Raw genomic sequence first — 22,053 nt, 5'->3', positions numbered from 1 at the left:
GCTCCTACAGCATTTCAATAAATGCCGCGACACGGGTACTCAACTGGCCAATGTCGGCGGTCGAGTAGTCGGTCTCGATGGCGATATAGGGAATGTTGTTCTGCTGGCGTACGTGGCGCTTAATTGCCATTGATTCAACGGCATAGGTATGACAAGCCTGCAAAATCACATCGACGACGCCATCGGCCTGATACTCTTCAACCATCTGGCTGAGCAGGGTCAGGCGCTGGTCGTTGGGTGAGATGCACGAGCAACCGATGGCGAGGTATTTATCGGTCAGCGCGTCGTAGACGTCGCCGTCTTCGTCCACGCAGCGCTCGGTGGCCTTCGCACCGGTGCAGTTTTCATAGCCCACCACCCAGCCGCCGTTGTCCTCAATGGCTTTGACCACTTTCTCCGCCGCACCGCCGATCGGGCAGCCGGTGATCAGAATGCGCGGGCGCGCGTCCAGCCGCTTGCCGCTTTCCCACTCCTGACGCACGCGCTCGGCCATGCCGTTCAGCTCATCAATCAGCGCCTCTTTATCGAAGCGGAAGGTTGCGCCATACACCACTTTCAGAATGTCGCTGCCGCTTAATGCCGGTGGATTGAGCTGCCCGACGCGGTAGAAGTTGGCCAGCGCCCGGCGCTCGCGGTTCTTGAGGGCGATCGCCTCGCGCAGCGATGCTTCGGAAATTTGCGTGCCAAAACGTGCTTCAACCACCTGCTGAAGACGCAGGATTTCCGCCTTCCACAGCGCGCGGGAAGCCGCGTCGGCGGCGCTGTTCGGCAACTGCATTACGTGCACTGGCTTAAACTCGGCCATGTACTCGTACATCTTCTTTTTGCCGTCGCAGGTGGTTTCACCGACCACCAGATCGGAGAAGTAGAAGTAGGGGCATTTGTCAGTTTTGCCAAAGCCGTAGCTGCTTTTGATAAGCGGGCACAGATTGCGTGGTAGGTCTTTCTCCGCTTCTTCGATGGTTTCATCCGACGTAGAGCAGAGTGACACAACGACCGCGCCCGCCGCCATCGGGATCTCCTGCGGCATAAAGGTGCAGTAGGTGCCGACCAGAGGCGTGCCTTGCTCTTTGAGATCCATGACGGTAAGAAAGCCTTTCTGCCGGGCTTCGGAGAACTGATCGAAAATGGCGGGTAGATCGGTGATAAGCGACATGATTTTCCTTCCCCGTAACACGGGAGACGATAAAATAAGTCGCCATTATACCCCTATTTAAAATATGGTTTTGTTGATCATACCCCCAGCTCTCGGCTGTAGACCCGCGAAGATTCTCCCCACGGATGGTAGCCTAACCCGTTAAATATGAACCCTGATTTCTCGTAAAACCCGTCGATGTCGGTGCACAGATGCAGCTGGCTAAACCCCAGCGTGTGGGCGTGCCGCGCGATATGCTCAATCAACCGCCGCGCCAGCCCTTGCCGACGATACGCCGGCTCGATATAGAGCGCGCACAGCCACGGGTACAGCTCGCCGCGGCTGATAAAATCGTTGGTAATCAAGCCCGCGCAACCGATGATCCGCTCGCCATCCTGCAGCCAGTACCACTGCGGCAGCGGGTTTTTCGCCCCCGGCGTGCGGCGCAGCGCGTCGTCGTAAACCATCATCGAGGCTTCCGAGGCCCACTGCTGCTGGAAATAGGCGATAACCGCCTCCATCTGCTCGGGATGGTCGCGTAAAGAGCGAATAGCGTGCTGTGAACTCATAGAATTTTCTTCAGATCCATCTCTTCCTGAATGCGCTCGCTCCACGCAAAGTGGGTGCGAATCGCCTCATCAATCCCGGCGTTATAAAAGGCCGGCCCCAGCTTCTCGATAATAAAATCGATAAAGAACTCCGCGTCGAACTGCTCCAGCTCGAGGTCGAACTGTTTGGCGCAGTAATCCGTTAGCTGATCGCGCAGCTTCTCGCGCTCGGCGGGGGTGAGGTTGATTTCCGTGCTCATAAAGACTCCTGTGTCATTCCCGGCGGCGCTGCGCTTGGCCGGGCTACAAGTTGGTAGCCCGGGCGAGGCGTTTACGCCGACCCCGGGGCGGCTCGATGCCGAATAATGCAATCCCAAGTGGCAGCTATCAATATCACAAACTCGACTTTGTGACCCGGTGGAATATTTCTATATTCGGGTTTCTGACGATTTTAAAGGGGCGCAATCATGACTGCTGTGAACACTGCTGATACCGATTTTCCTTTACTGAACGTACGCCGCGTGGCGGGCAACATTGGCGCGGAGATCCGCGACATTCGCCTCTCCGCCGATCTGGATGCCGACACCTTCGCCCAGCTCGACGCCGCGCTGGTCAAATACAAAGTGCTGTTCTTCCGCCAGCAAGGTCATCTGACCGATGCCGAGCATCAGGCTTTCGGCGCGCGCTTCGGCAAGATTGTTCCCCACCCAACGGTCCCGTCCCCGGAAGGCACCAAACTGTTCGAACTGGACGCCTCCAAAGGCGGCGGACGCGCCGACTCGTGGCACACCGACGTCACCTTCGTTGACGCCTTCCCGAAAATCTCCATCCTGCGCGGCGTCACCATCCCGGAATACGGCGGCGACACCGTGTGGGCCAATACCGCCCGCGCCTACGAACAACTGCCGGAGACGCTTAAGCGCTTCGTCGACACCCTGCACGCGGTGCACAGCAACGATTATGACTACGGTGCCGAGCGCGTCGTCGTCGAAACGCACCGCCTGGCGCATCACCAGAAAGTGTTCGTCTCATCCCTGTGGGAAGCCGAGCACCCGGTGGTGCACGTCCACCCGGTCAGCGGCGAACGCGCGCTGCTGCTGGGGCATTTCGTCAAACGGCTGGTGGGCTTCAGCTCGCGGGAATCCGCGCAGCTATTCGAGCTGCTGCAAAACCGCATCACCCGTCTCGACAACACCGTGCGCTGGCAGTGGCAGCAGGACGACGTGGTGATTTGGGACAACCGCAGCACCCAGCACTACGCGGTGAACGACTACGGCACCCAGCCGCGCGTGGTGCGCCGGGTGACGGTGGAAGGGGAGATTGCGGTTGGGGTAGATGGCAGTAAAAGCCGCACGGTTTCACGACCGCAGGATGCGGCTAATGGGGAAGGTGCAGTGGGTAAGGCGTCGTAGAATTGCAGGCCGGGTAAGCGCAGCGCCACCCGGCAATAACACGCGCTCAATCGCGCAAACTGACCTTACGCTTCCCGTCGGCGAGGCTTACTCGAAATCACCCCGATAAACTCCTGCACCTGCTTTTGCTTACGTGCAGATAACTTACCCACCTGACGCAAAGAGCGTGTTAATTCAGGCTCTGGTTGCTTTGCGGTGATCACAATACAGCCGTTCATCACCCTCACATCCACCTCGGTACCGGTGGCGAAACCGGCGGCTGCCAGCCACTGGCCTTTCATGGTGAGCGCGGGAATGCGGGTATAATCCGGATAACGACTCGCATAACTCACGGTAAGGTGACGGTTATTTGTTGGGGAGACTTCTGGATCGTTGAATTCTGCAATAGAATGCGTGGTAGTCATGGTCTCTATTCCTATTCCAATAGTGATTGTGATTAGCGAGGCGCTCGTGTTCCACCACGGGCGTCTTGCGATAAATAACACCTGTAAAAATAACCAGTAAATAAAAATAAAGCCAGCTAAAAATAGACAATAATAAACACGTAACTGGAAATATAAATACGGGAATTAAATCGAAGGGAAATATAAAGTAGGCCGGATAAGCAAGGCGCCATCCGGCAATAATATTTGTGAAGCATATTACTACCCGCGCAGAATACGAAAATTTAATCCGCTATTACAGGAAGAATAAAGAATGCTCACGAACGCTGCAGAGAGCGATTACCGCGAAGCTCTGGCGCTGGTGGACTACCTGATCGAGAACGACGAAGATAACAGCGAACGCGTTGCGGAATTCAACAAAGCCGTCGCTGAGATGCCGGTCGGCGTTGCGCTGCTGCGCACTTTGATTGACCAGCACAAGCTGTCTTACGCAGTTCTGAAAGAGGAGATCGGCTCTAAGTCACTGGTGAGTCAGATCTTATCCGGCCAGCGTTCTTTGACTATCGCTCACATTAAGGCGTTATCCGCGCGTTTTGGCGTGAAACCAGAGTGGTTCCTTTAACCGCTATAAACGAATGAGGGCCGCTTTTCTCCCTCTCCCTTTTCAGGGAGAGGGCCGGGGTGAGGGTGATAACTCGTTGCTACATTAACAAATTTCCCCTCACCCTAACCCTCTCCCCAGAGGGGCGAGGGAACCGTCCGTGCTATTTTTAGGTTTGTCAGCAGTCTGAGACCGACCTTCACTCCATCGCCACCTTCACCGCTTCCCCCAACCGCACCATCACCTCCCGATGTTTCTCAATCGGCGGCAGCGCGCAGTTGATCCGCAAGCAGTTCCGATACTTCCCCGACGCGGAAAACAGCGATCCCGGCGCCACCTGGATCTTCATCCGGCACAGCTGCTGGGCGACGCAGACCATATCCACCTGCTCGGGCAGTTCCACCCACAGCATAAAGCCGCCGGTTGGGCGGGTGACGCAGATCCCGCAGGGGAAGAACTCGCGCAGCCAGCAGGTGTAGATCTCCATGTTGCGCTGGTAGATCTGCCGCATCCGCCGCACGTGGCGGTGGTAGTGGCCTTCGCGGATAAAGTTAGAGGCGGCAAGCTGGGTCGAGGGCACGTTGGTGCCGCTGGCGGCGTATTTCATCTGCAACAGCTTGTCGTAATAGCGGCCCGGCGCTATCCAGCCAATGCGCAGGCCGGGGGCGATGGTTTTGGTAAATGAGCTACACAGCATCACCCGGCCGTCGATATCCCATGAGTGGATGGTGCGCGGGCGCGGATACTCGGTCGCCAGTTCGCCGTAAATATCATCTTCAAAAATCACGATATCGTAGCGCTGGGCAAGGCTCAGCACCGCGCGCTTGCGGGCGTCGGGCATGATAAAGCCCTGCGGGTTGTTGCAGTTGGGGACGAGGATCACCCCTTTGATCGGCCACTGATCCAGCGCCATCTCCAGCGCTTCGATGCTGATCCCGGTATTGGGATCGGTCGGGATCTCAATGGCCTTCAGCCCTAAACCGCGCAGTAGCTGCATGGTGCCGTAATAGGTGGGCGATTCAACGGCAATAATGTCGCCGGGCTGGCATACCGACAGCAGCGCCAGCGACAGCGCGCTGTGGCAGCCGCTGGTGATGATCAGATCGTCGGCGGTCACCACCGAACCGCCATCGAGCATCAGGCGGGCGATCTGCTCGCGCAGTTCGCGGCGACCGGCCAGTTCGTCGTAGCTCAGCACATCAACGATGTTGTGCTGTACCACCCGGCTCATCTCGCGCCAGAGCGGCTTCAGGCTGGGCTGGGTGACGTCCGGTGAGCCGCCGCCGAAAGGGATAATTGATTTATCGCCGCGGGCTTCCAGCATATCCAATACCTGATCCCACTGGGTGATCTCCACCGGGCGCTGTACCGGGCGCGACATCGGTGGTACCGGCGGCTGGGCTTTTTGCGGCGCGACGAAGTAGCCGGAACGCGGCTGCGGGGTAATCAGCTGGCGCTGCTCCAGCGTCTGATACGCCTGCTGTACGGTGCTGATACTGACGCCGTGCTCCTGACTCAGGCTGCGCACGGAAGGCAGCTTCTCGCCATGACGATACAGCCCTTGTTCAATCCGCTCGGCCAGCAGGTTGGCCAGATGTTGGTAACGCGTCATCGCTGTATCCTCAGTTTTCGCCATACAGATGAAAAAACCAGTACAGTCAGGCGAGAAAAACCGCACGCAGATACCGTTTTAGCGAATCTGTATGTTAAAGAAAAGTGTTTTTTGAATCTGTATTGCAAGGCCTGAAATCCGTGAAGATAAAGCCTCTGACAAGGTGAGGAGGTGGAGTATGGAATTTCACGAGAACAGGGCGAGACAGCCTTTTATCGGCTTTGTGCTGGTGGGACGTTTTATCAAAAAATGGTGGATACAGCAGCAAACGCGCCGCATATTGCAGCGAATGAGCGACGAACAGTTAAGAGATATTGGACTGCGACGCAATGAGCTGCGTTAAAATACGGGCGGCGTGTTAAGACACGTCGCCCGCCATCGTTTTAGCTGGCGACAAATTGCCACAGGATCCAGCCGCCAAAACCGATCAGTATGCCACCGGCGGCCCGTTCAATTTTCCAGACAAGATTGCCCAAACGGCGCTGAACCTGAGGCAGTGCGATCAGCACGATCAACAGCAGATCCCATAGCAGCACAACGCTGGTCATCCAGACGCCGCATATCGCCTGCTGCGCCACGGTCACATCCGGGCCCAGCAGCGCCGTCATCAGCGCCAGATAAAACAGCGCATTCTTTGGATTGAGTAGCGAAGAACCTAATCCTAATAACAGCTGTTTGACGAGCGAAGGTCGTGATGATGATGCGGTATGTTGCCACTCCCGTTTCCCGGCGCGGCTTTTCAGTAGCTGGATGCCGACCCAGAGCAGATAGGCGGAGCCTAACAGTTCGATAAGGGTGAAAAGCAGCGGCGCCTGGCGCAGCAGCCCCGAGCCAATTACCACCAGTAAAATATACAGCCCGTTCCCCGCCGCAATACCAAAGCACAGCCCCATGCTGCCGCGCAGCCGATAGCGGATGGCGTAGCCAATCAGCAAAAAGAAGTCCGGACCCGGGCTGAGCAGCGCCATAAAGTGCGCCAACGCCAGTGCGGGAAACGCCGGAGGAAATAACGATGTGACCTGTTCCATAGCGACCTCAATGAAAAACGTGAGGTCAGCGTATGCTGGTGAACGCGTTAATTATTGTCAGATATTGACTGACCCAACGCGTATTGTCGCGGCGTGGCGGCTGTGTAGCTGACGAAGGTTTTGTGGAAATGGCTCTGGTCGGCGAAGCCGGTCTGGTAGGCCACGTCGGCAATCTCGTCCCCGGCCCGCAGGCGTGCTTTCGCTAACTCCACCCGGGAATTGTTGAGAAAGCTACCGGGCGTCAGGCCCGTATCCTGCTTGAACGTCCGGATTAAGGTCTCTTTGCGCAGCGAGAAGCGCGCGGCGAACTCATCAAGGGAGGGCGGAGAGACGGGGTCAGCCAACAGCGCCTGCTGTAATTGTTGGCTGGTGGCGCGCAGCGTTTCCCCGGCGTGAGCGTTCAGGGAAAGCGCGGATAATAGCGCGGTTAGCGCGTCAGCGGACATCTGCTCGACAACGTTGAGATACAGACGGAACAGCGCGTCGTGGTGAACTACCTGTTGGGCTAATGGCTGTGGGGTGTCGATATAGAGCATATGGTAGCTGCGCGGTTTCCCCTGTATCGGGTTGCAGCTGTGTGGCGCGTTGGCGGGGATCACGATGAGGTCACCGGGGGATAAAAGGTACTCCTGCCCATTGCAGACGCAGCGCGTTCCGCCTTCCACAATCGCCCCGATTGAGAGCAGCGGGTGGCTGTGACGCTTATAGGCCTGCGTGCTCTGCCAGGTGCTGCGCCGCTCCAGTCCGGGCTGTCGGGTGAAGGTCTGATGAATATCGCGTGGTGTGGTCATTCGTTCGTCCCGGCGGTTTTTTATTTTTATACCACATCAGGGGAAAGCGGGCAGGGATGGATGAAAATTAAACGATTCGTTTTAGATCGCATTAAGTAATTTTATGTATCAAATAACTGATATCAGACTCACATTTTGCACTGAAATCATTCACATGAGATAGATAAATACCGCTTAGAAGCTAGTATCAATTCGCTAATCATACACCTGCAAGAGGATACAATGAAAAATACAAATCGTATGATCGTGAACTATGTTGCTGCTTCCCTGATGTGTTCCTGGAGCCTTTCCGCGCTGGCGGCAGGCACCCAGACCGAGGTCAAGATTGTTCGCGATGAATACGGCATGCCGCATATTTACGCCGATGATACCTATCGGCTGTTTTACGGCTATGGCTACGTGGTGGCGCAGGATCGCCTGTTCCAGATGGAGATGGCGCGGCGCAGTACTCAGGGCACGGTCTCTGAAGTGCTCGGCAAATCGTTTGTGCGCTTTGATAAGGACATTCGCCAGAACTACTGGCCGGACTCGATTCGGGCGCAGATCGCCGCGCTCTCGCCGGAGGATAAGTCTATCCTGCAAGGCTATGCCGACGGTATGAACGCCTGGATTGATAAGGTGAACGCTAACCCCGGTAAGCTGCTGCCAAAGCAGTTTTCTACCTTCGGTTTCGCCCCACAGCACTGGCAGCCTTTTGATGTAGCGATGGTTTTTGTCGGCACCATGGCGAACCGTTTCTCTGACAGCACCAGCGAAATTGATAACCTGGCGCTGCTGACGGCGCTCAAAGACAAATACGGCAAACAGCAGGGGATGGCGGTCTTTGACCAGTTGAAATGGCTGGTGAACCCGTCTGCACCCACCACCATTTCTCCTAAGGAGAGCCACTACCCGCTCACCTTCGACCTTAAGAACGCACAAACGGCAGCGCTCCTGCCGCGCTACGATCGCCCGGCACCGATGCTCGACAGGCCAGCAAAAGGTGCCGACGGTGCGCTGCTGGCGCTGACGGCGGGGCAGAACCGCGAAACCATCGCCGCGCAGTTTGCGCAGAGCGGAGCCAACGGGCTGGCGGGCTACCCTACAACCAGCAACATGTGGGTGATCGGCAAAAGCAAAGCGCAGGATGCGAAGGCCATTATGGTCAACGGCCCGCAGTTTGGTTGGTATGCGCCTGCCTATACCTACGGCATTGGCCTGCACGGTGCGGGCTATGACGTCACCGGGAATACACCGTTCGCCTACCCTGGTCTGGTGTTTGGTCATAACGGCACAATTTCATGGGGTTCTACCGCTGGTTTCGGCGATGATGTCGACATCTTTGCCGAAAAACTGTCGAAGGATAAACCCGGCTATTACCAGCACAACGGCCAGTGGGTGAAAATGCTGAGCCGCGAAGAGACCATTAAGGTCAAAGACGGCCAGCCGGAGACCTTTACCGTCTGGCGTACCCTGCACGGCAACGTGATTCAAACCGACCCTGCTACCGAAACGGCCTACGCCAAAGCGCGCGCGTGGGACGGCAAAGAGGTGGCATCGCTGCTGGCGTGGACCCACCAGATGAAGGCCAAAAACTGGCAGGAGTGGACGCAGCAGGCGGCAAAACAGGCGCTGACCATCAACTGGTACTACGCCGACGTCAACGGCAATATCGGCTATGTGCACACCGGCGCGTATCCCGACCGCCAGCCGGGGCACGACCCGCGTCTGCCGGTGCCCGGCACCGGGAAATGGGACTGGAAAGGGCTGCTCTCCTTCGATTTGAACCCGAAGGTGTATAACCCGCCGTCGGGCTATATCGCCAACTGGAACAACTCGCCGCAAAAAGATTACCCAGCGTCCGATCTGTTTGCCTTCCTGTGGGGCGGCGCGGATCGCGTAACCGAGATTGACCGTATTCTTGATAAACAGCCGCGCTTTACCGCTGACCAGGCCTGGGACGTGATCCGCAAAACCAGCCGTCAGGATCTGAACCTGCGACTGTTCCTGCCTGCACTGAAGGACGCGACGGCGAGCCTGCCGGTGAGCGACCCACGTCGTCAGCTGGTGGATAAACTGGTGGGCTGGGATGGCACCAACCTGCTGAGTGAAGGTGGTAAAACCTATCAGCAGCCAGGTTCCGCGATCCTGAACGCCTGGCTGACCAGTATGCTCAAGCGTACGGTTGTCGCGGCGGTGCCGAAGCCGTTTGGCGACTGGTACAGCGCCAGCGGCTATGAGACGACGCAGGACGGTCCAACCGGCTCGCTGAACATCAGCGTGGGGGCGAAGATCCTCTATGAAGCGCTGCAGGGCGAGAAGTCGCCGATTCCGCAGGCGGTCGATCTGTTTGGTGGAAAACCGCAGCAGGAGGTGGTGCTGGCGGCGCTGGACGATGCCTGGCAGACGCTGTCAACGCACTACGGTAATGACCTGAACGGCTGGAAAACCCCGGCGATGGCGCTGACCTTCCGGGCCAATAACTTCTTCGGCGTGCCGCAGGCGGCGGCAGAGGAAGCGCGTCATCAGGCGGAGTACCAGAACCGCGGCACGGAAAACGACATGATCGTGTTCTCACCGTCGGCCAGCAAAAGCCCGGTGCTTGCCTGGGATGTGGTCGCGCCGGGTCAAAGCGGGTTTATTGCCCCAGACGGCAAAGTGGATAAACACTATGACGATCAGCTGACGATGTACGAAACCTTTGGGCGTAAACCGCTGTGGTTAACGCCACAAGAGGTTGATACACATAAGGAATCCCAGGAAGTCCTGCAGGTAAAACGATAAGCCAACGTATCCCGGCCGAGCGCAGCGACGCCGGGATTTGCACCGCGCCGCTCCCGGCGTCGCTTCGCTTGGCCGGGCTACGGGGTATGGGTTATTTTTTCAGGCTGGCAAACGCCGCGCGGATTTCTTCTTCCGGCAACTGAATACCAATAAACACCAGCGTGCTGTGCGGCGCTTCGTCGCCCCATGGTCTATCCCAATCGGCGCTATACAGACGCTGCACACCCTGGAACAGCAGGCGGTTCGGTTCGTCGTCAATCCACAGCATCCCTTTGTAGCGCAGCAGCTTGTCGGCGAAGTCCAGCAACAGGTTCTCCATCACGCGGGAGACGTCGCTGATATCCACCGGATAGTCCAGCTCGACCACGATAGACGACACGTCGTTTTGCTGGTCGGCCATAAAGTGGAAGCGCGGCTTCGAGGTGACATTCTCTTCCAGCATAAAACCGTTGGTGTTGAACAGCAGGCCCAGGTCGATATCGCCGTGGGTGACGGTGTAAATCGGTGCGCGGGCGTTGACGCGGGTCAGGCGCTCACGCAGTTTTTCAGCCTCGCCTGCGACGTCGGTTTTGGTCAGCAGAATACGGTCGGCGTAGCCCACCTGCGACTGGGCGATGGTGAACTGGTTCATCTGCTCGTTGGCGTGGACCGCGTCAACCAGCGCAATCACACCGTCCAGCAGGTAGCGCTCGCACAGTACCTCGTGGGAGAAAAAGGTTTGAATGATCGGGCCGGGGTCGGCCATGCCGGTGCATTCAATCACCAGACGGTCGAAGCTGATGTTGCCCTGGTCGAGGTTATCGAGCAGATCTAACAGCGCGTCTTCCAGCTCGTTAGAGCGGGTGCAGCAGATACAGCCGTTGGTCAGGGTTTTGATCTGGGTGGCGCGGTCGCCAATCAGTTGGTCGTCGACGGAGACTTCGCCGAATTCGTTTTCAATCACGGCGATTTTAAAGCCGTGCTGTTCGTTGAGGATGTGGCGCAGCAGGGTGGTTTTGCCCGCGCCGAGGAAGCCGGTAAGTAGGGTTACTGCAATCGGTGCCATGATGTCTCCTTTAACAGCAGCGTATGCCGCCTTTTCCATCGCCGCCGTAGCGTGCCTGCTGGCGTTCGCGGAAGAACTCTTCGTAGGTCATGTACGGTTTATCCGGATGGTTGGTCTGCATATGCTCGACGTAGTTGTCGTAATCCGGAATGCCAATCAGCATTTTTGCCGCCTGACCGAGATATTTTTTAGCTTGCCCTAAGTTACCAAACATAGACCATCCTGATAAGACAAAGCCCGATGAGGTTATCTCTATCGGGCTGGGGAACACGTTTTCCCTCACCCCGACCCTCTCCCGGAAGGAGAGGGAGGGTTCGGTGGTTTAGTGGTGTGAAGAGGTCTTCACGCCGCCTTCCGGTACCGGCACGTATGGGGTCTCTTTGTCGGTACGTTTATCGCTATTGCGCACCTGCATCCAGGTTTTGAAACCGTAGAAGATGATGCTGTACACCACCACCAGGAACAGAATACTCAGGCCTGCGTTGGTGTAGTTGTTGATAACGATGTGGTTCATGTTGGCAATCTGCTGGGCGGTCAGTTCACCACCGGCAGCAATCTTCTCTTTGTACTGGTTAGCCATAAAGAAGAAGCCTTCCATCTGCGGGTTGGTGCTGAACAGTTTCAGGCCCAGCGCCCAGGTGGTGCAGATAAGCAGCCAGACCGCCGGGATGGTGGTTACCCAGATGTACTTGGTGCGCTTCATCTTAATCAGGATAACGGTACCCAGTACCAGCGCCACGGCGGCCAGCATCTGGTTAGAGATACCGAACAGCGGCCACAGGCTCTTCACGCCGCCCAGTGGGTCAACCACGCCTTGATACAGCAGGTAACCCCACAGGCCTACGCAGCCCGCAGTGGCGACCACGCCAGCGACCAGAGAGTCGGTTTTCTTCAGGAACGGTACGAAGTTACCGAGCAAATCCTGCAGCATAAAGCGGCCCGCACGGGTACCGGCATCCAGCGCGGTGAGGATGAACAGCGCTTCGAACAGAATACCGAAGTGGTACCAGAAGCCCATATCGGCCATCGGCAGCACTTTGTGGAACACGTGAGCAATACCGACCGCCAGGGTTGGCGCGCCGCCTGCGCGGTTCAGTACCGACGGTTCGCCGATATCTTTCGCCGTTTGCAGGATCTGCTCAGGGGTGATGACGAAGCCCCAGGAGCTGACGGTCGCTGCCGCATGGACGGTCACATCTTTCAGCTGTGCCGCAATCAGCGCCGCGTTCTCGCCGCCCATCTCATGCAGGTTTGGCATGGTGATGCCAAGGCCCGCCGGAGGGGTGTTCATCGCGAAGTAGAGGCCCGGTTCGATGATAGAGGCTGCAACCAGCGCCATAATCGCCACGAAGGACTCCATCAGCATGGCGCCATAACCAATCAGACGCGCATCGTTTTCGTTCGCCAGCAGCTTCGGCGTGGTGCCGGAGGAGATCAGCGCGTGGAAGCCAGAAACCGCGCCACAGGCGATGGTGATAAACAGGAACGGGAACAGCGCGCCTTTCCACAGTGGGCCGGTACCGTCGATGTACTGGGTCACGGCTGGCATTTTCAGATCCGGGTTGAGGATCACGATGCCGAGCGCCAGGCCAACGATAACGCCGATTTTCAGGAAGGTGGCGAGGTAGTCGCGCGGTGCCAGAATCAGCCATACCGGCAGCAGGGCAGAGATAAAGGCGTAACCAATCAGCGCGAAGGTGATGGTGGTATCTTTAAAGGTCAGCGCCGGGCCCCAGTACGGGTCGTGGGCAATCACGCCGCCGAAGTAGATAGAGGCAACCAACAGCACGATACCAATCACCGACACTTCGCCTACGCGGCCCGGACGGATAAAGCGCATGTAGATACCCATAAACAGCGCAATTGGCACGGTCGAGCAGACGGTGAACACGCCCCACGGGCTTTCTGCCAGGGCTTTCACCACGATCAGCGCCAGCACCGCCAGGATGATGATCATAATCAGGAAGCAGCCGAACAGGGCAATGGAGCCCGGCACGCGGCCCATCTCTTCTTTGACCATTTCACCCAGCGACGAACCGTTACGGCGTGTGGAGATAAACAGCACCATAAAGTCCTGCACCGCACCCGCGAGCACCACGCCCGCCAGCAGCCAGAGCGTACCCGGCAGGTAGCCCATCTGCGCGGCCAGTACCGGCCCTACCAGCGGGCCCGCACCGGCGATAGCGGCGAAGTGGTGGCCGAACAGCACGTAGCGGTTGGTCGGCACGTAGTTCAGGCCATCGTTGTTAATGACCGCCGGCGTTGCACGCGTGGGGTCGAGTTTCATCACCTTCTGGGCGATGTAGAGGCTGTAGTAGCGATACGCCACCAGATAAACAGAAACCGACGCGACGACGATCCACAGGGCACTGACGTGCTCACCGCGGCGCAGTGCGACGACCGAGAGGCAAAATGCACCGATGATTCCGAGAATCACCCAGGGTATGTGCTTGAATAGCTTTTTCGTATCCATAGTAAAACCTGGTTCTAATAGGATGAATAATCAGCCGAAGCTGCCGTTGTTTTGAGTTTGGGTTTGAGGAGGTATTGACCGTTATGCTGATGACAAGCTTGCCAGAGATACGCGCGCGTAAAGTTGGGTAAATCGGTGAGCGGTTGAAAGCGATGGCTAAGCGGTTATGAGAGGGGGTAAGCGGTTGGCTACATGCTGAACGGCGGCTAAATATGTGATTGAGATCTCAAGTTTTTTCCTCGGCGTCGTTTCCCTACGACGGACTTCGTATGATTAAAAACCAATTAAAAACACTATTGTCACTTATTGATCACAACTCCGGGTCCTGGTCTGCTCCACATCGTCCGTTTTTTCCGACTATTTGACTCATCTTCGGACGGTGAGCCACGTCGCTCATCGGCCTGTATCCTTAAAAAGGACGAAAACAATGAAAAAAATGCGGCTAAAAGTGATGTGTTGCGTGCTGGGGGCGGGAATGTTGTGGCCGATGATGGGTCAATCCGCCACCGAGTTACGTATGTCGTGGTGGGGCGGTAACCAACGGCATCAGGCCACGACGGAAGCGATTAAAGCCTTCGAAGCACAAAACCCTGACGTCAAAATCAATACCGAACCCAGCGGCTGGGATGGCTATTTATCACGCCTGAGCACCCAACTGGCGGGAAATACCGAGCCGGACGTGATGCAAATAAACTGGAACTGGCTGGTGATGTTTTCCAAAAACGGCGACGGTTTTTATGACATTAACCGCCAGGCATCGCTTATCGACCTGACGCAGTTCTCGAGCCAGGGCAAACAGCTGGTGACGGTGAACGGCAAACTCAACGGTGTACCGGTGGCCATGACCGGGCGTTCGATGTACTACAACCCCGATCTGTGGAAAAAAGCGGGCGTGGCGTATCCACAAACCTGGGAGCAGATGATTGCGGCAGGCCCGGTGTTTAAAAGCAAACTGGGGGACGATTACTACCCGTTTATTCTCGCTAATCACGACACCACCATCATGACGTTCCTGAACTCGTATATGGTGCAGAAATACAATATTTCGATGATTAACCCGCAGACCAAAGCCTTTAACTACAGCCGTGAACAGTGGCTGGACTATTTCGGGCTGTATAAAAAGCTGGTGGATAATCACGTTATCCCGTCCATGAAATATCTGTCGTCGTTCGGTAAGGCCAACGCCTGGGAAATTAAACCGTGGCTGGAGGGCAAAATTGGCGGCGTACACACCTGGAGCACCGATGGCACCTTTGCGGGAAGTCTGCGCGCGCCCGCACATCTGGAAGTGGGCCCTTACCCTATGCTGCCCGGTGCCACCGACGCGGGGATCTTCTTCAAGCCAGCAATGATGTTCTCTATCGGCAAAAACAGCCGCCATCCCGAGCTGGCGGCGAAGCTTATCAATTTCCTGCTGAACGACCCGCAGGGCATCAAGGCGATGGGGTTACAGCGCGGCGTCCCGCTGAGCGCTGAAGCGGTGAAAGTGCTGCAACAGAACGGCGTGCTGGATAGCAGCCAGATTCAGGTTCAGGGGCTGGCGCAGGTCGATAAGTTAATGGGCAAAATCGAACCGTCGCCATGGTTTGAAAACCCGCAGCTGCTGGCCTACTTCCTCGACGCGGTGCAGCGTTTTGATTACGGGCAGCTCACGGTTGAACAGCTGGCCGATGAATTCCCGCAACGCGCGCAGCGTGTGCTGAAAAAAATCATGTAAATGAGGTGGTTATGTCGCAATTATTGAAAGAGTCCATTCTAAGCAAACTGGATACGCTGTTTAATGAGCTGATTGTGGTACGCACCAACGATGCCGAGCTTAAAAAACAGAAGGTTATCGCCTCCGACTTGTCGATTGAAAACTGGGACTGGTCGCAGGGCGTTGGGATTTACGGCATCTGGCGGCTGTACCACATCACCCGCGAGCCGCGCTACCTGGCCTACCTCAACGGCTGGTTCTCGCGTCGCATGGCGGAAGGTCTGCCGGAAAAGAACATCAACCGAATGGCGCCGATGCTGACGGCCACCTGTATGGCGATGGAATCAGGCGAAACGGCCTGGCAGGCAGACATTGCCGAGTATGCCGACTGGATTGATACGCGCCTGCTGCGCACCCAGGAAAATGGCTTTACCCACTGTACCAGCGACCACCTGAACGAAGAGCAGCTGTGGGTGGATACGCTGTTTATGAGTGGCTTATTCCATGCGAAAGCGTCGCTGCTGCTGGATAAGCCGCGCTATATGGACGATGTGGCGTACCAGTTTTTACTGCACATCAAGTACCTGATCGACCGCCGTAGCGGGCTGTGGATGCACGGCTGGAGCTTTATCGACCGCAACAACTACGGTGCGGCGCTGTGGGGGCGTGGCAACGGCTGGGCCGCTGCGGGCAGCGTGGATTTTCTGGAGATGGTGACGGAAGAGACGGCGAATACCCGTTTTATCCGCGAAGCGTTTGTTCGACAGATGCTGGCGGCGGTGCACTATCAGCACAGCAACGGCATGTGGTCGACGCTTATCGATCACCCCGAAAGCTACGAGGAAGCATCGGGCACCGCTGGGCTGACCTATGCCTTGCTTAAAGGCGCGCGGCTTGGCCTGCTGGATAACCGCTGCCGCGATGCGGGCTGGGCGGGCGTGCAGGCGTTGATGGCACGAATTAATGAACACGGTGAAGTGGCGGATGTGTCAGCCGGAACGTCAGTCGGGCGCGATTTGCAGCATTATCTGGATATTCGCGTACGCCAGCGAGCCTACGGGCAGTCGCTGGCGATGCTGGCATTAGGGGAAGCGCTCGCCCATTTATAATCTGAACTTAAGGATAAGGTGATGACCATAAACCCCAGCGTAGTGCTGAGCGTGGAGGAAGAGAAAAAGATTCTGGCGCGGATCCGCGACCCGCAGTTTCCCGCCAGAGAGATAAACGTACGCGACTGTGGTGCGGTCGGTGACGGGACGACGCTGGATACCGATGCCCTTCAGCGGGCGATTTCCCAACTGCACGCGCTGGGCGGTGGTCGCGTGGTGGTGCCCGCTGGGCGCTACCTTACTGGCTCGCTGGAGCTATTGAGCAACATTGACCTGCATCTGGAAAGCCGCCAGAGCGTGCTGCTGTTCACCACCGATACCACCGAAGCGCACTATCCGCTGGCCTATGGTCACTGGGAGTGCTCGCCCCTGTGGAACTACCGGGCGCTGATCTACGCGCGTCATGCGCGGAACATCGCGTTGACCGGCTGCGGTACTCTGGACGGGCAGGCCAGCGAAAGCGTGTGGTGGCACTGGACCCACCAGATTGAACACGCCTGGTCGACTCACGCGCAAAATTTGCAGCGCCCCGCGAGCCTGCGGCTACGCGAAATGAACCTCAACGGAGTGCCGGTGGCGGAGCGCCGCTTTGGCGACGGCCACTATTTACGCCCGATGTTTATCCAGACGCTGCACTGCCAGAACGTGCTGCTGGCGGGAGTCACGCTACGCAACTCGCCGATGTGGCAGGTCAACCCGGTCATGTGCCGCAACGTGACGGTGCGCGGCATGACGCTACGCTCGCACGGCCACAACAACGACGGTGTGGATCCGGAAAGCTGCTGCGATGTGCTGATTGAAGACAATCTGTTTGATTCCGGTGATGACTGCATTGCCATTAAATCTGGGCGCGATCGCGACGGACGTGAAGCCAATATTCCCTGCGAAAATATCATCATCCGTAATAACCGTTTCGCCGATGGCCACGGCGGCATCGCGCTGGGCAGTGAAATGAGCGGCGGCATCCGCAACGTTTTTGCCGCGGGTAACGAATTCGACAGCCCGGCGTTAACCTATCCTCTGCGCCTGAAGGCCAACGCGCTGCGCGGCGGGGTGATTGAAAACGTCTGGCTGCGTCACTCTAAGGTGAAGCGGGTGCGCGATGCCGTGGTCCACGCCACCATGAACTATGCCGAAGGGGTCTACGGCAGCCACTTACCGCGCTTTCGCAATATCGTCATTGAAGATCTGGAAGCGAGCGGCGGAGAGTACGGCCTGTTTATTGAAGGGTTGCCGCAGTCGCCGATTGACGGGCTGGTGCTGAAAGATATCCGCCTTCACGACGTCGAGAACCCGCTGCATGCCGCCCACTGGGGACGCGGCGTTAAAATGGAAAACGTGGTGATTAACGGGCTCGATTATCCGCGTCCGGTGCAGCTTTTTGTCCGTGGATTGCCGCAGGTAGGGGATTATCTGCGCGCGGTGGCGACGCTACCGGGGAACGATGACGCGGTGCTGCGCTACGATTGGTGGCTGGGTAAAACGGCGGACGGGCCAATGACGCCGCTCGGTGAAGGCGACATTCTGGCGCTGACGCCGACCATGAGCGGGCGTTTTGTTCGCTGCCAGGTACACCATGGGCAGATGAGCCTGCTCGGCAAGCCCTGGCTGATAGGGCCGGAGGGCAGCATTCAATTGGCAAGCGGCGAGTCGGTCAACGCGGGCATTTTGCGGGCGCGGGGCATTCTCGATAACGACAGCGGCGCGGAGTGCATCACCCGGTTTGAGCTGGCGCAAATGGTGATCCGGCTATGGGGGTTGCAGTATCAGCCGTCCTCCGGCCTGGTGATTGACGATCTGGCGGCGGATTCCGTCTGGTATCCGGGCATCGAAGCGCTGATTCAGCGCGGTATGATGGCGCTTGATAAAGGGAAGTTTAACCCGGATAAACCGATTCGCCGCGAAGAGGCCGCCACGGTTGCCATGATGAGCTGCGGGGTGTCGTATCGCAACGCCTCAACGATGCTGCAATCAACCTTCACCGATGGCCGCCTTCTGCGGGATATTTACCTCACTAACGCCCAGCGCGCCGTGGCTTTTGGTTTTCTGCGCTGTAATCACGAAGGGCGCTTTCACCCTCGGCGCTATCTGCGCCGCCATGAAGCGCTGGAAATGCTGCTGGCGATGAGCCACTTTATCGGCGATCAGGACCGGCCTCAGCGGCAGGTGCAGACGCTGCCGTAGCGGGGTTAACGGCGAGCGGTTTGATCGATCGAACGGATCATCGACTGCTTCGCCGTCATTAAATGGTTACGTAACGCCAGAGTGGCGTCGAGATCGTTCCGGCAGATCAGGGCGATCAGGATCATCATATGTTCGTCGATGGCGATAATATTGCGCTGTTTCAGATCGCTTTCATCCCATTGATAGTGGAAGTGGAAAATAACCGAGATAATTTCTAATGACTGATTGAAAAATATATTATCGGCTGCGGAGAGCAGCAGTGAATGAAAATCACGATCGAGCTGCGAGAATGTTTTGACATTATCGCCAATATTGTCACGTAGCTGGCGATGATATTCCAGAAGGGTTTTTGCCCGTAGCCAGTGCGGGTCATTATCGGGCAGGCTTAAAAACGCTGTAAAGCATGTAACTCTAAAATTTCACGTAATTCAAATAGCTGCTCGGCGTAAGCGCGATCGAACTCTTTCATTCGCCATAGGCCACGTTTTTCGCTCACGATAAGATTATAGCGGCCAAACTTCAGTAAATATTCCCGCGCGGCAACTGGACTCACTCCCGCCATTTTTGCCAGCTGAATTTCACTCATCACTTCCCCGGCCTTTAACTGCCGTTGGTTGATCATGGAGAAAAACGCCTGCTCAAAAATCTGCGTCTGCTCCTCAAGCGGTGCCTGGGTGCACTCAAAGCCATCCAGAGCATCAGGCTTACGTATCACGATGTAATCGTTATTGATTTTTTCCAGTACGCCGCGCTGTTGCAGATGCGAAAGAATGTGGCGTACGGTGGTGCGGCTGATGCTGTACATGTCGCCCAGCGAGGACTGCGCCGGTAGCGGCGACGGAATATGGCCTTGGGCGATGCCATCAATAATTTGGTTGACGACGCTGCGGCGTAAATTTTGCGAACGGCTCATGGTTATCTCCCCCTGTGGTTTATTAAAGACGAATTTAAAACATATTTCTGCGCTGATATTCACAAGAATTTATTCCGCTGATGCTGAAACGCTCTGAAATCCACAATAACAACCATAATGAAAACAGGAGGCGTCGTAATGGCAATGATGAAAACATGGGTTTGTCAGCAACCGGGTGAATTAACGTGGCAATCAAGAGATATTCCAAAACCACAACAACATGAGGTCTTAATAAAGGTAAAAACGGTTGGTATCTGCGGAACGGATATTCATGCGTGGCGAGGGAAACAACCTTTTTTCAGCTACCCTCGCGTATTAGGACATGAAATTTGCGGGACGATCGTCGCGCTCGGCAGCCAGACTGACCATTGGCACGTTGGCCAGCAGATCGCGGTGATCCCCTATGTCTCCTGCCATGAATGTTCTGCGTGCCGGAGCGGGCGGGAGAACTGCTGTGAAAATATTGCGGTGATTGGCGTCCATCGCGATGGCGGGTTCAGCGAATATTTATGCGTGCCTGAGCAAAACATCCTGCTGGCGGAAGGCATTGCACCCGAAGCGGTTGCGTTGATCGAGCCGTTTGCCATCAGCGCACATGCGGTTCGCCGCGCGGCGGTGAAGCCCGGTGACGCGGTTCTGGTGGTGGGCGCGGGGCCAATTGGCCTGGGGACGGCGGCCATTGCGGCGGCAGAAGGCGCGCAGGTGGTGATGGTGGATACCAGCCCGGAGCGCCGCGCGCACGTGGCGCACCAGTTGGCGTTACCGGCCCTCGATCCGCTGGCCGATGACTTCCTCACTCAGTTGCGCGATAGCTTTGGCGGCGACCTCGCGCAGACGGTGATTGATGCTACCGGTAGCGCGCAGTCGATGAATCGCGCGGTGGAGTTGATTCGCCACGGCGGCAGCATTGTGTTTGTCGGCCTGTTTAAAGGCGACCTGCAGTTCTCTGATCCGGAGTTCCATAAAAAAGAGACCACGCTGCTGGGCAGCCGCAACGCCACAAAAGCGGACTTTGCGCGAGTGGGGGAGCTGATGCAGCGCGGGCTGCTGCGCGCCGATATGCTGCTGACTCACCGGTTGCACTTTGATGAGTTGGGTAGCACCTATGAACGAGATGTCATCAATAATCCACGGCTGATTAAAGGCGTGATAGAGTTTAGCGAGAACATTGCTGGCGCTTAATAAAATAAATGTGATGTAAATCACTATGTTAACTAAGTAAAACCTGCGCCTCCGTCTACGCTAAAGCCTGTCCGACAATATGGAGAAAAACATGACAACGGTAAACATCGCGCTTAAGGAAGCCTATCAACTGGCCTTCGACGTCCTCAGTTCCAATGGATTCTCGTCAGCTCATGCCGACGCTATCGCCCGCAACGTCACCGCGGGTGAACGCGACGGCTGTGCTTCACACGGCCTGTGGCGCCTGCTGGGAATCGTAGAAACCCTGCGCAAAGGCAAGGTGTCGCCAGATGCGGAACCGACGATTGTCGATCAGGCGCCCGCTATCGTTAAAGCGGACGCCAACGGGGCGTATTCGCTGTGTGCCTATGAAAAGGCGCTGCCGTTGCTGATTGAAAAAGCTCGCGACTGTGGCATTGCGGCGCTAGCGATCAACCGTTGCGTGCACTTCTCGGCGCTGTTTGCCGACGTGGAACCGCTGACCGACGTGGGGCTGGTGGGTTACGCCTGTACGCCAAGCCACGCGTGGGTGGCCCCGGCGGGCGGCACCCAGCCGCTGTTTGGCACCAACCCGATTGCGTTCGGCTGGCCGCGCGGTGCGAAGCCGCCGTTTATTTTTGATATGGCGACCAGCGCTGCGGCGCGCGGTGAGATTCAACTGCACCAGCGGGCGGGTAAGCCAATTCCAGAAGGCTGGGGGATTGATAGCGACGGCCAACCAACCACCGACCCGCAGGCGGTGCTGGACGGGGCGATGCTGACCTTCGGCGGCCATAAAGGCTCGGCGCTGGCGGCGATGGTGGAACTGTTCGCCGGCCCGCTGATTGGCGATATGACCAGCGCCGAATCGCTGGCGTGGGATAACGGCGCGGGCGGCCTGCCGTACGGCGGCGAGCTGATTCTGGCGTTTGATCCGCAGCGTTTCCTGGGGGCAGAGGCTGGGACGCATCTGGCGCGCGCCGAGACGTTGTTTAGCGGCATGCAGGCGCAGGGCGCGAGACTGCCTGGCGAGCGGCGCTATCTGGCGCGCGAGCAAAGTGAGCTGCATGGGTTGGATGTTTCTCGTGGCCTGTACGACGAGATTTGTGCGCTGCGCGGGTAATGAGCATCCCCGGCGGCGCTGCGGTACAAACCGGAAACATAGGTAACACTTTAGACCGGATACATGGGTAACAGTT

The 22,053-nt window shown here is 57.1% G+C and carries 19 protein-coding genes and 1 pseudogene; 9 read left to right on the top strand and 11 right to left on the bottom strand.

Annotated elements, in window-relative coordinates; genetic code table 11:
• Positions 1–4: 4 nt before the first annotated feature.
• The 3 genes from V6944_RS22040 to V6944_RS22030 form a co-directional block, all read right to left on the bottom strand.
• Positions 5–1,156: a double-cubane-cluster-containing anaerobic reductase gene (locus tag V6944_RS22040; RefSeq protein WP_333500532.1), complete on the bottom strand. Its 1,152-nt coding sequence runs from the start codon at positions 1,154–1,156 to the stop codon at positions 5–7.
• A gap of 77 nt (positions 1,157–1,233) precedes the next feature.
• Positions 1,234–1,704 carry a GNAT family N-acetyltransferase gene (locus tag V6944_RS22035; protein WP_333500531.1) on the bottom strand — a complete coding sequence of 157 codons (471 nt, stop codon included), beginning with the start codon at positions 1,702–1,704 and terminating at the stop codon, positions 1,234–1,236.
• On the bottom strand, positions 1,701–1,943 hold the full coding sequence (locus V6944_RS22030; RefSeq protein WP_185668202.1) for a DUF2164 domain-containing protein: 243 nt from the start codon (positions 1,941–1,943) through the stop codon (positions 1,701–1,703). Before V6944_RS22030 ends, V6944_RS22035 begins: the two co-directional genes overlap by 4 nt.
• Before the next feature lie 207 nt (positions 1,944–2,150).
• Here V6944_RS22030 and V6944_RS22025 point away from each other — a divergent pair, with 207 nt between their 5' ends.
• Positions 2,151–3,095 carry a TauD/TfdA dioxygenase family protein gene (locus V6944_RS22025; RefSeq protein ID WP_333500530.1) on the top strand — a complete coding sequence of 315 codons (945 nt, stop codon included), beginning with the start codon at positions 2,151–2,153 and terminating at the stop codon, positions 3,093–3,095.
• A gap of 65 nt (positions 3,096–3,160) precedes the next feature.
• Here V6944_RS22025 and symE read toward each other — a convergent pair whose 3' ends face one another.
• Entirely contained in the window at positions 3,161–3,499 is a 339-nt protein-coding gene (gene symE, locus V6944_RS22020; RefSeq protein WP_333500529.1) for an endoribonuclease SymE, read from the bottom strand.
• Between the two features lie 292 nt (positions 3,500–3,791).
• Here symE and V6944_RS22015 point away from each other — a divergent pair, with 292 nt between their 5' ends.
• Positions 3,792–4,100 (top strand): helix-turn-helix domain-containing protein, encoded by a 309-nt coding sequence (locus V6944_RS22015; protein WP_333500528.1) that lies wholly within the window; start codon positions 3,792–3,794, stop codon positions 4,098–4,100.
• A 178-nt stretch (positions 4,101–4,278) separates the two neighbouring features.
• On the opposite strand, the gene V6944_RS22010 is transcribed toward V6944_RS22015, so the two are convergent.
• On the bottom strand, positions 4,279–5,691 hold the full coding sequence (locus tag V6944_RS22010; protein WP_333500527.1) for an aminotransferase-like domain-containing protein: 1,413 nt from the start codon (positions 5,689–5,691) through the stop codon (positions 4,279–4,281).
• Positions 5,692–5,869: 178 nt separating this feature from the next.
• On the opposite strand from V6944_RS22010, the gene V6944_RS22005 reads away from it, so the two are divergent.
• Entirely contained in the window at positions 5,870–6,034 is a 165-nt protein-coding gene (locus V6944_RS22005; RefSeq protein WP_333500526.1) for a DUF1127 domain-containing protein, read from the top strand.
• A gap of 40 nt (positions 6,035–6,074) precedes the next feature.
• On the opposite strand, the gene V6944_RS22000 is transcribed toward V6944_RS22005, so the two are convergent.
• Positions 6,075–6,719 (bottom strand): LysE family translocator, encoded by a 645-nt coding sequence (locus V6944_RS22000; protein WP_333500525.1) that lies wholly within the window; start codon positions 6,717–6,719, stop codon positions 6,075–6,077.
• 47 nt (positions 6,720–6,766) lie between these two features.
• Positions 6,767–7,510, bottom strand: a complete 744-nt coding sequence (locus V6944_RS21995) for a helix-turn-helix transcriptional regulator (RefSeq protein ID WP_333500524.1) — start codon at positions 7,508–7,510, stop codon at positions 6,767–6,769.
• Between the two features lie 222 nt (positions 7,511–7,732).
• Here V6944_RS21995 and V6944_RS21990 point away from each other — a divergent pair, with 222 nt between their 5' ends.
• Positions 7,733–10,273 (top strand): penicillin G acylase, encoded by a 2,541-nt coding sequence (locus V6944_RS21990; RefSeq protein ID WP_333500523.1) that lies wholly within the window; start codon positions 7,733–7,735, stop codon positions 10,271–10,273.
• Positions 10,274–10,364: 91 nt separating this feature from the next.
• On the opposite strand, the gene yjiA is transcribed toward V6944_RS21990, so the two are convergent.
• The 3 genes from yjiA to btsT all read right to left on the bottom strand — a co-directional run bounded on the left by yjiA (position 10,365) and on the right by btsT (position 13,791).
• Complete coding sequence (gene yjiA / locus V6944_RS21985) at positions 10,365–11,318, bottom strand: GTPase (protein ID WP_333500522.1); 954 nt, start codon at positions 11,316–11,318, stop codon at positions 10,365–10,367.
• Positions 11,319–11,328: 10 nt separating this feature from the next.
• Positions 11,329–11,532, bottom strand: coding sequence for a YbdD/YjiX family protein (locus V6944_RS21980; protein ID WP_185668211.1), 204 nt, complete (start codon positions 11,530–11,532; stop codon positions 11,329–11,331).
• Positions 11,533–11,640: 108 nt separating this feature from the next.
• Positions 11,641–13,791: a pyruvate/proton symporter BtsT gene (gene btsT / locus V6944_RS21975; RefSeq protein WP_333013053.1), complete on the bottom strand. Its 2,151-nt coding sequence runs from the start codon at positions 13,789–13,791 to the stop codon at positions 11,641–11,643.
• Positions 13,792–14,218: 427 nt separating this feature from the next.
• On the opposite strand from btsT, the gene V6944_RS21970 reads away from it, so the two are divergent.
• Genes V6944_RS21970 through V6944_RS21960 form a run of 3 tightly spaced genes read left to right on the top strand, consistent with a single transcriptional unit; the run spans position 14,219 to position 18,780 of the window.
• Positions 14,219–15,508, top strand: a complete 1,290-nt coding sequence (locus V6944_RS21970) for an ABC transporter substrate-binding protein (RefSeq protein ID WP_333500521.1) — start codon at positions 14,219–14,221, stop codon at positions 15,506–15,508.
• Positions 15,509–15,519: 11 nt separating this feature from the next.
• The gene (locus V6944_RS21965; RefSeq protein ID WP_333500520.1) at positions 15,520–16,596 is read left to right on the top strand and encodes a glycoside hydrolase family 88/105 protein; all 1,077 of its coding nucleotides are present in this window, start codon (positions 15,520–15,522) and stop codon (positions 16,594–16,596) included.
• Between the two features lie 21 nt (positions 16,597–16,617).
• Positions 16,618–18,780: a glycosyl hydrolase family 28 protein gene (locus V6944_RS21960; RefSeq protein ID WP_333500519.1), complete on the top strand. Its 2,163-nt coding sequence runs from the start codon at positions 16,618–16,620 to the stop codon at positions 18,778–18,780.
• A gap of 5 nt (positions 18,781–18,785) precedes the next feature.
• Here V6944_RS21960 and V6944_RS21955 read toward each other — a convergent pair.
• A pseudogene (locus tag V6944_RS21955) lies at positions 18,786–19,693 on the bottom strand (GntR family transcriptional regulator).
• 138 nt (positions 19,694–19,831) lie between these two features.
• Between V6944_RS21955 and V6944_RS21950 the strand changes: the two are divergent.
• Together V6944_RS21950 and V6944_RS21945 are read left to right on the top strand one after the other, a co-directional pair.
• Entirely contained in the window at positions 19,832–20,875 is a 1,044-nt protein-coding gene (locus tag V6944_RS21950; protein WP_333500518.1) for a zinc-binding alcohol dehydrogenase family protein, read from the top strand.
• Between the two features lie 91 nt (positions 20,876–20,966).
• On the top strand, positions 20,967–21,977 hold the full coding sequence (locus V6944_RS21945; protein ID WP_333500517.1) for an Ldh family oxidoreductase: 1,011 nt from the start codon (positions 20,967–20,969) through the stop codon (positions 21,975–21,977).
• Positions 21,978–22,053 lie beyond the last annotated feature (76 nt).

It is taken from the genome of Kluyvera sp. CHPC 1.2972 (assembly GCF_036759925.1).
Taxonomy (GTDB): Bacteria; Pseudomonadota; Gammaproteobacteria; order Enterobacterales; family Enterobacteriaceae; genus Kluyvera.
This window is presented reverse-complemented; position numbering and strand designations above follow the sequence as displayed.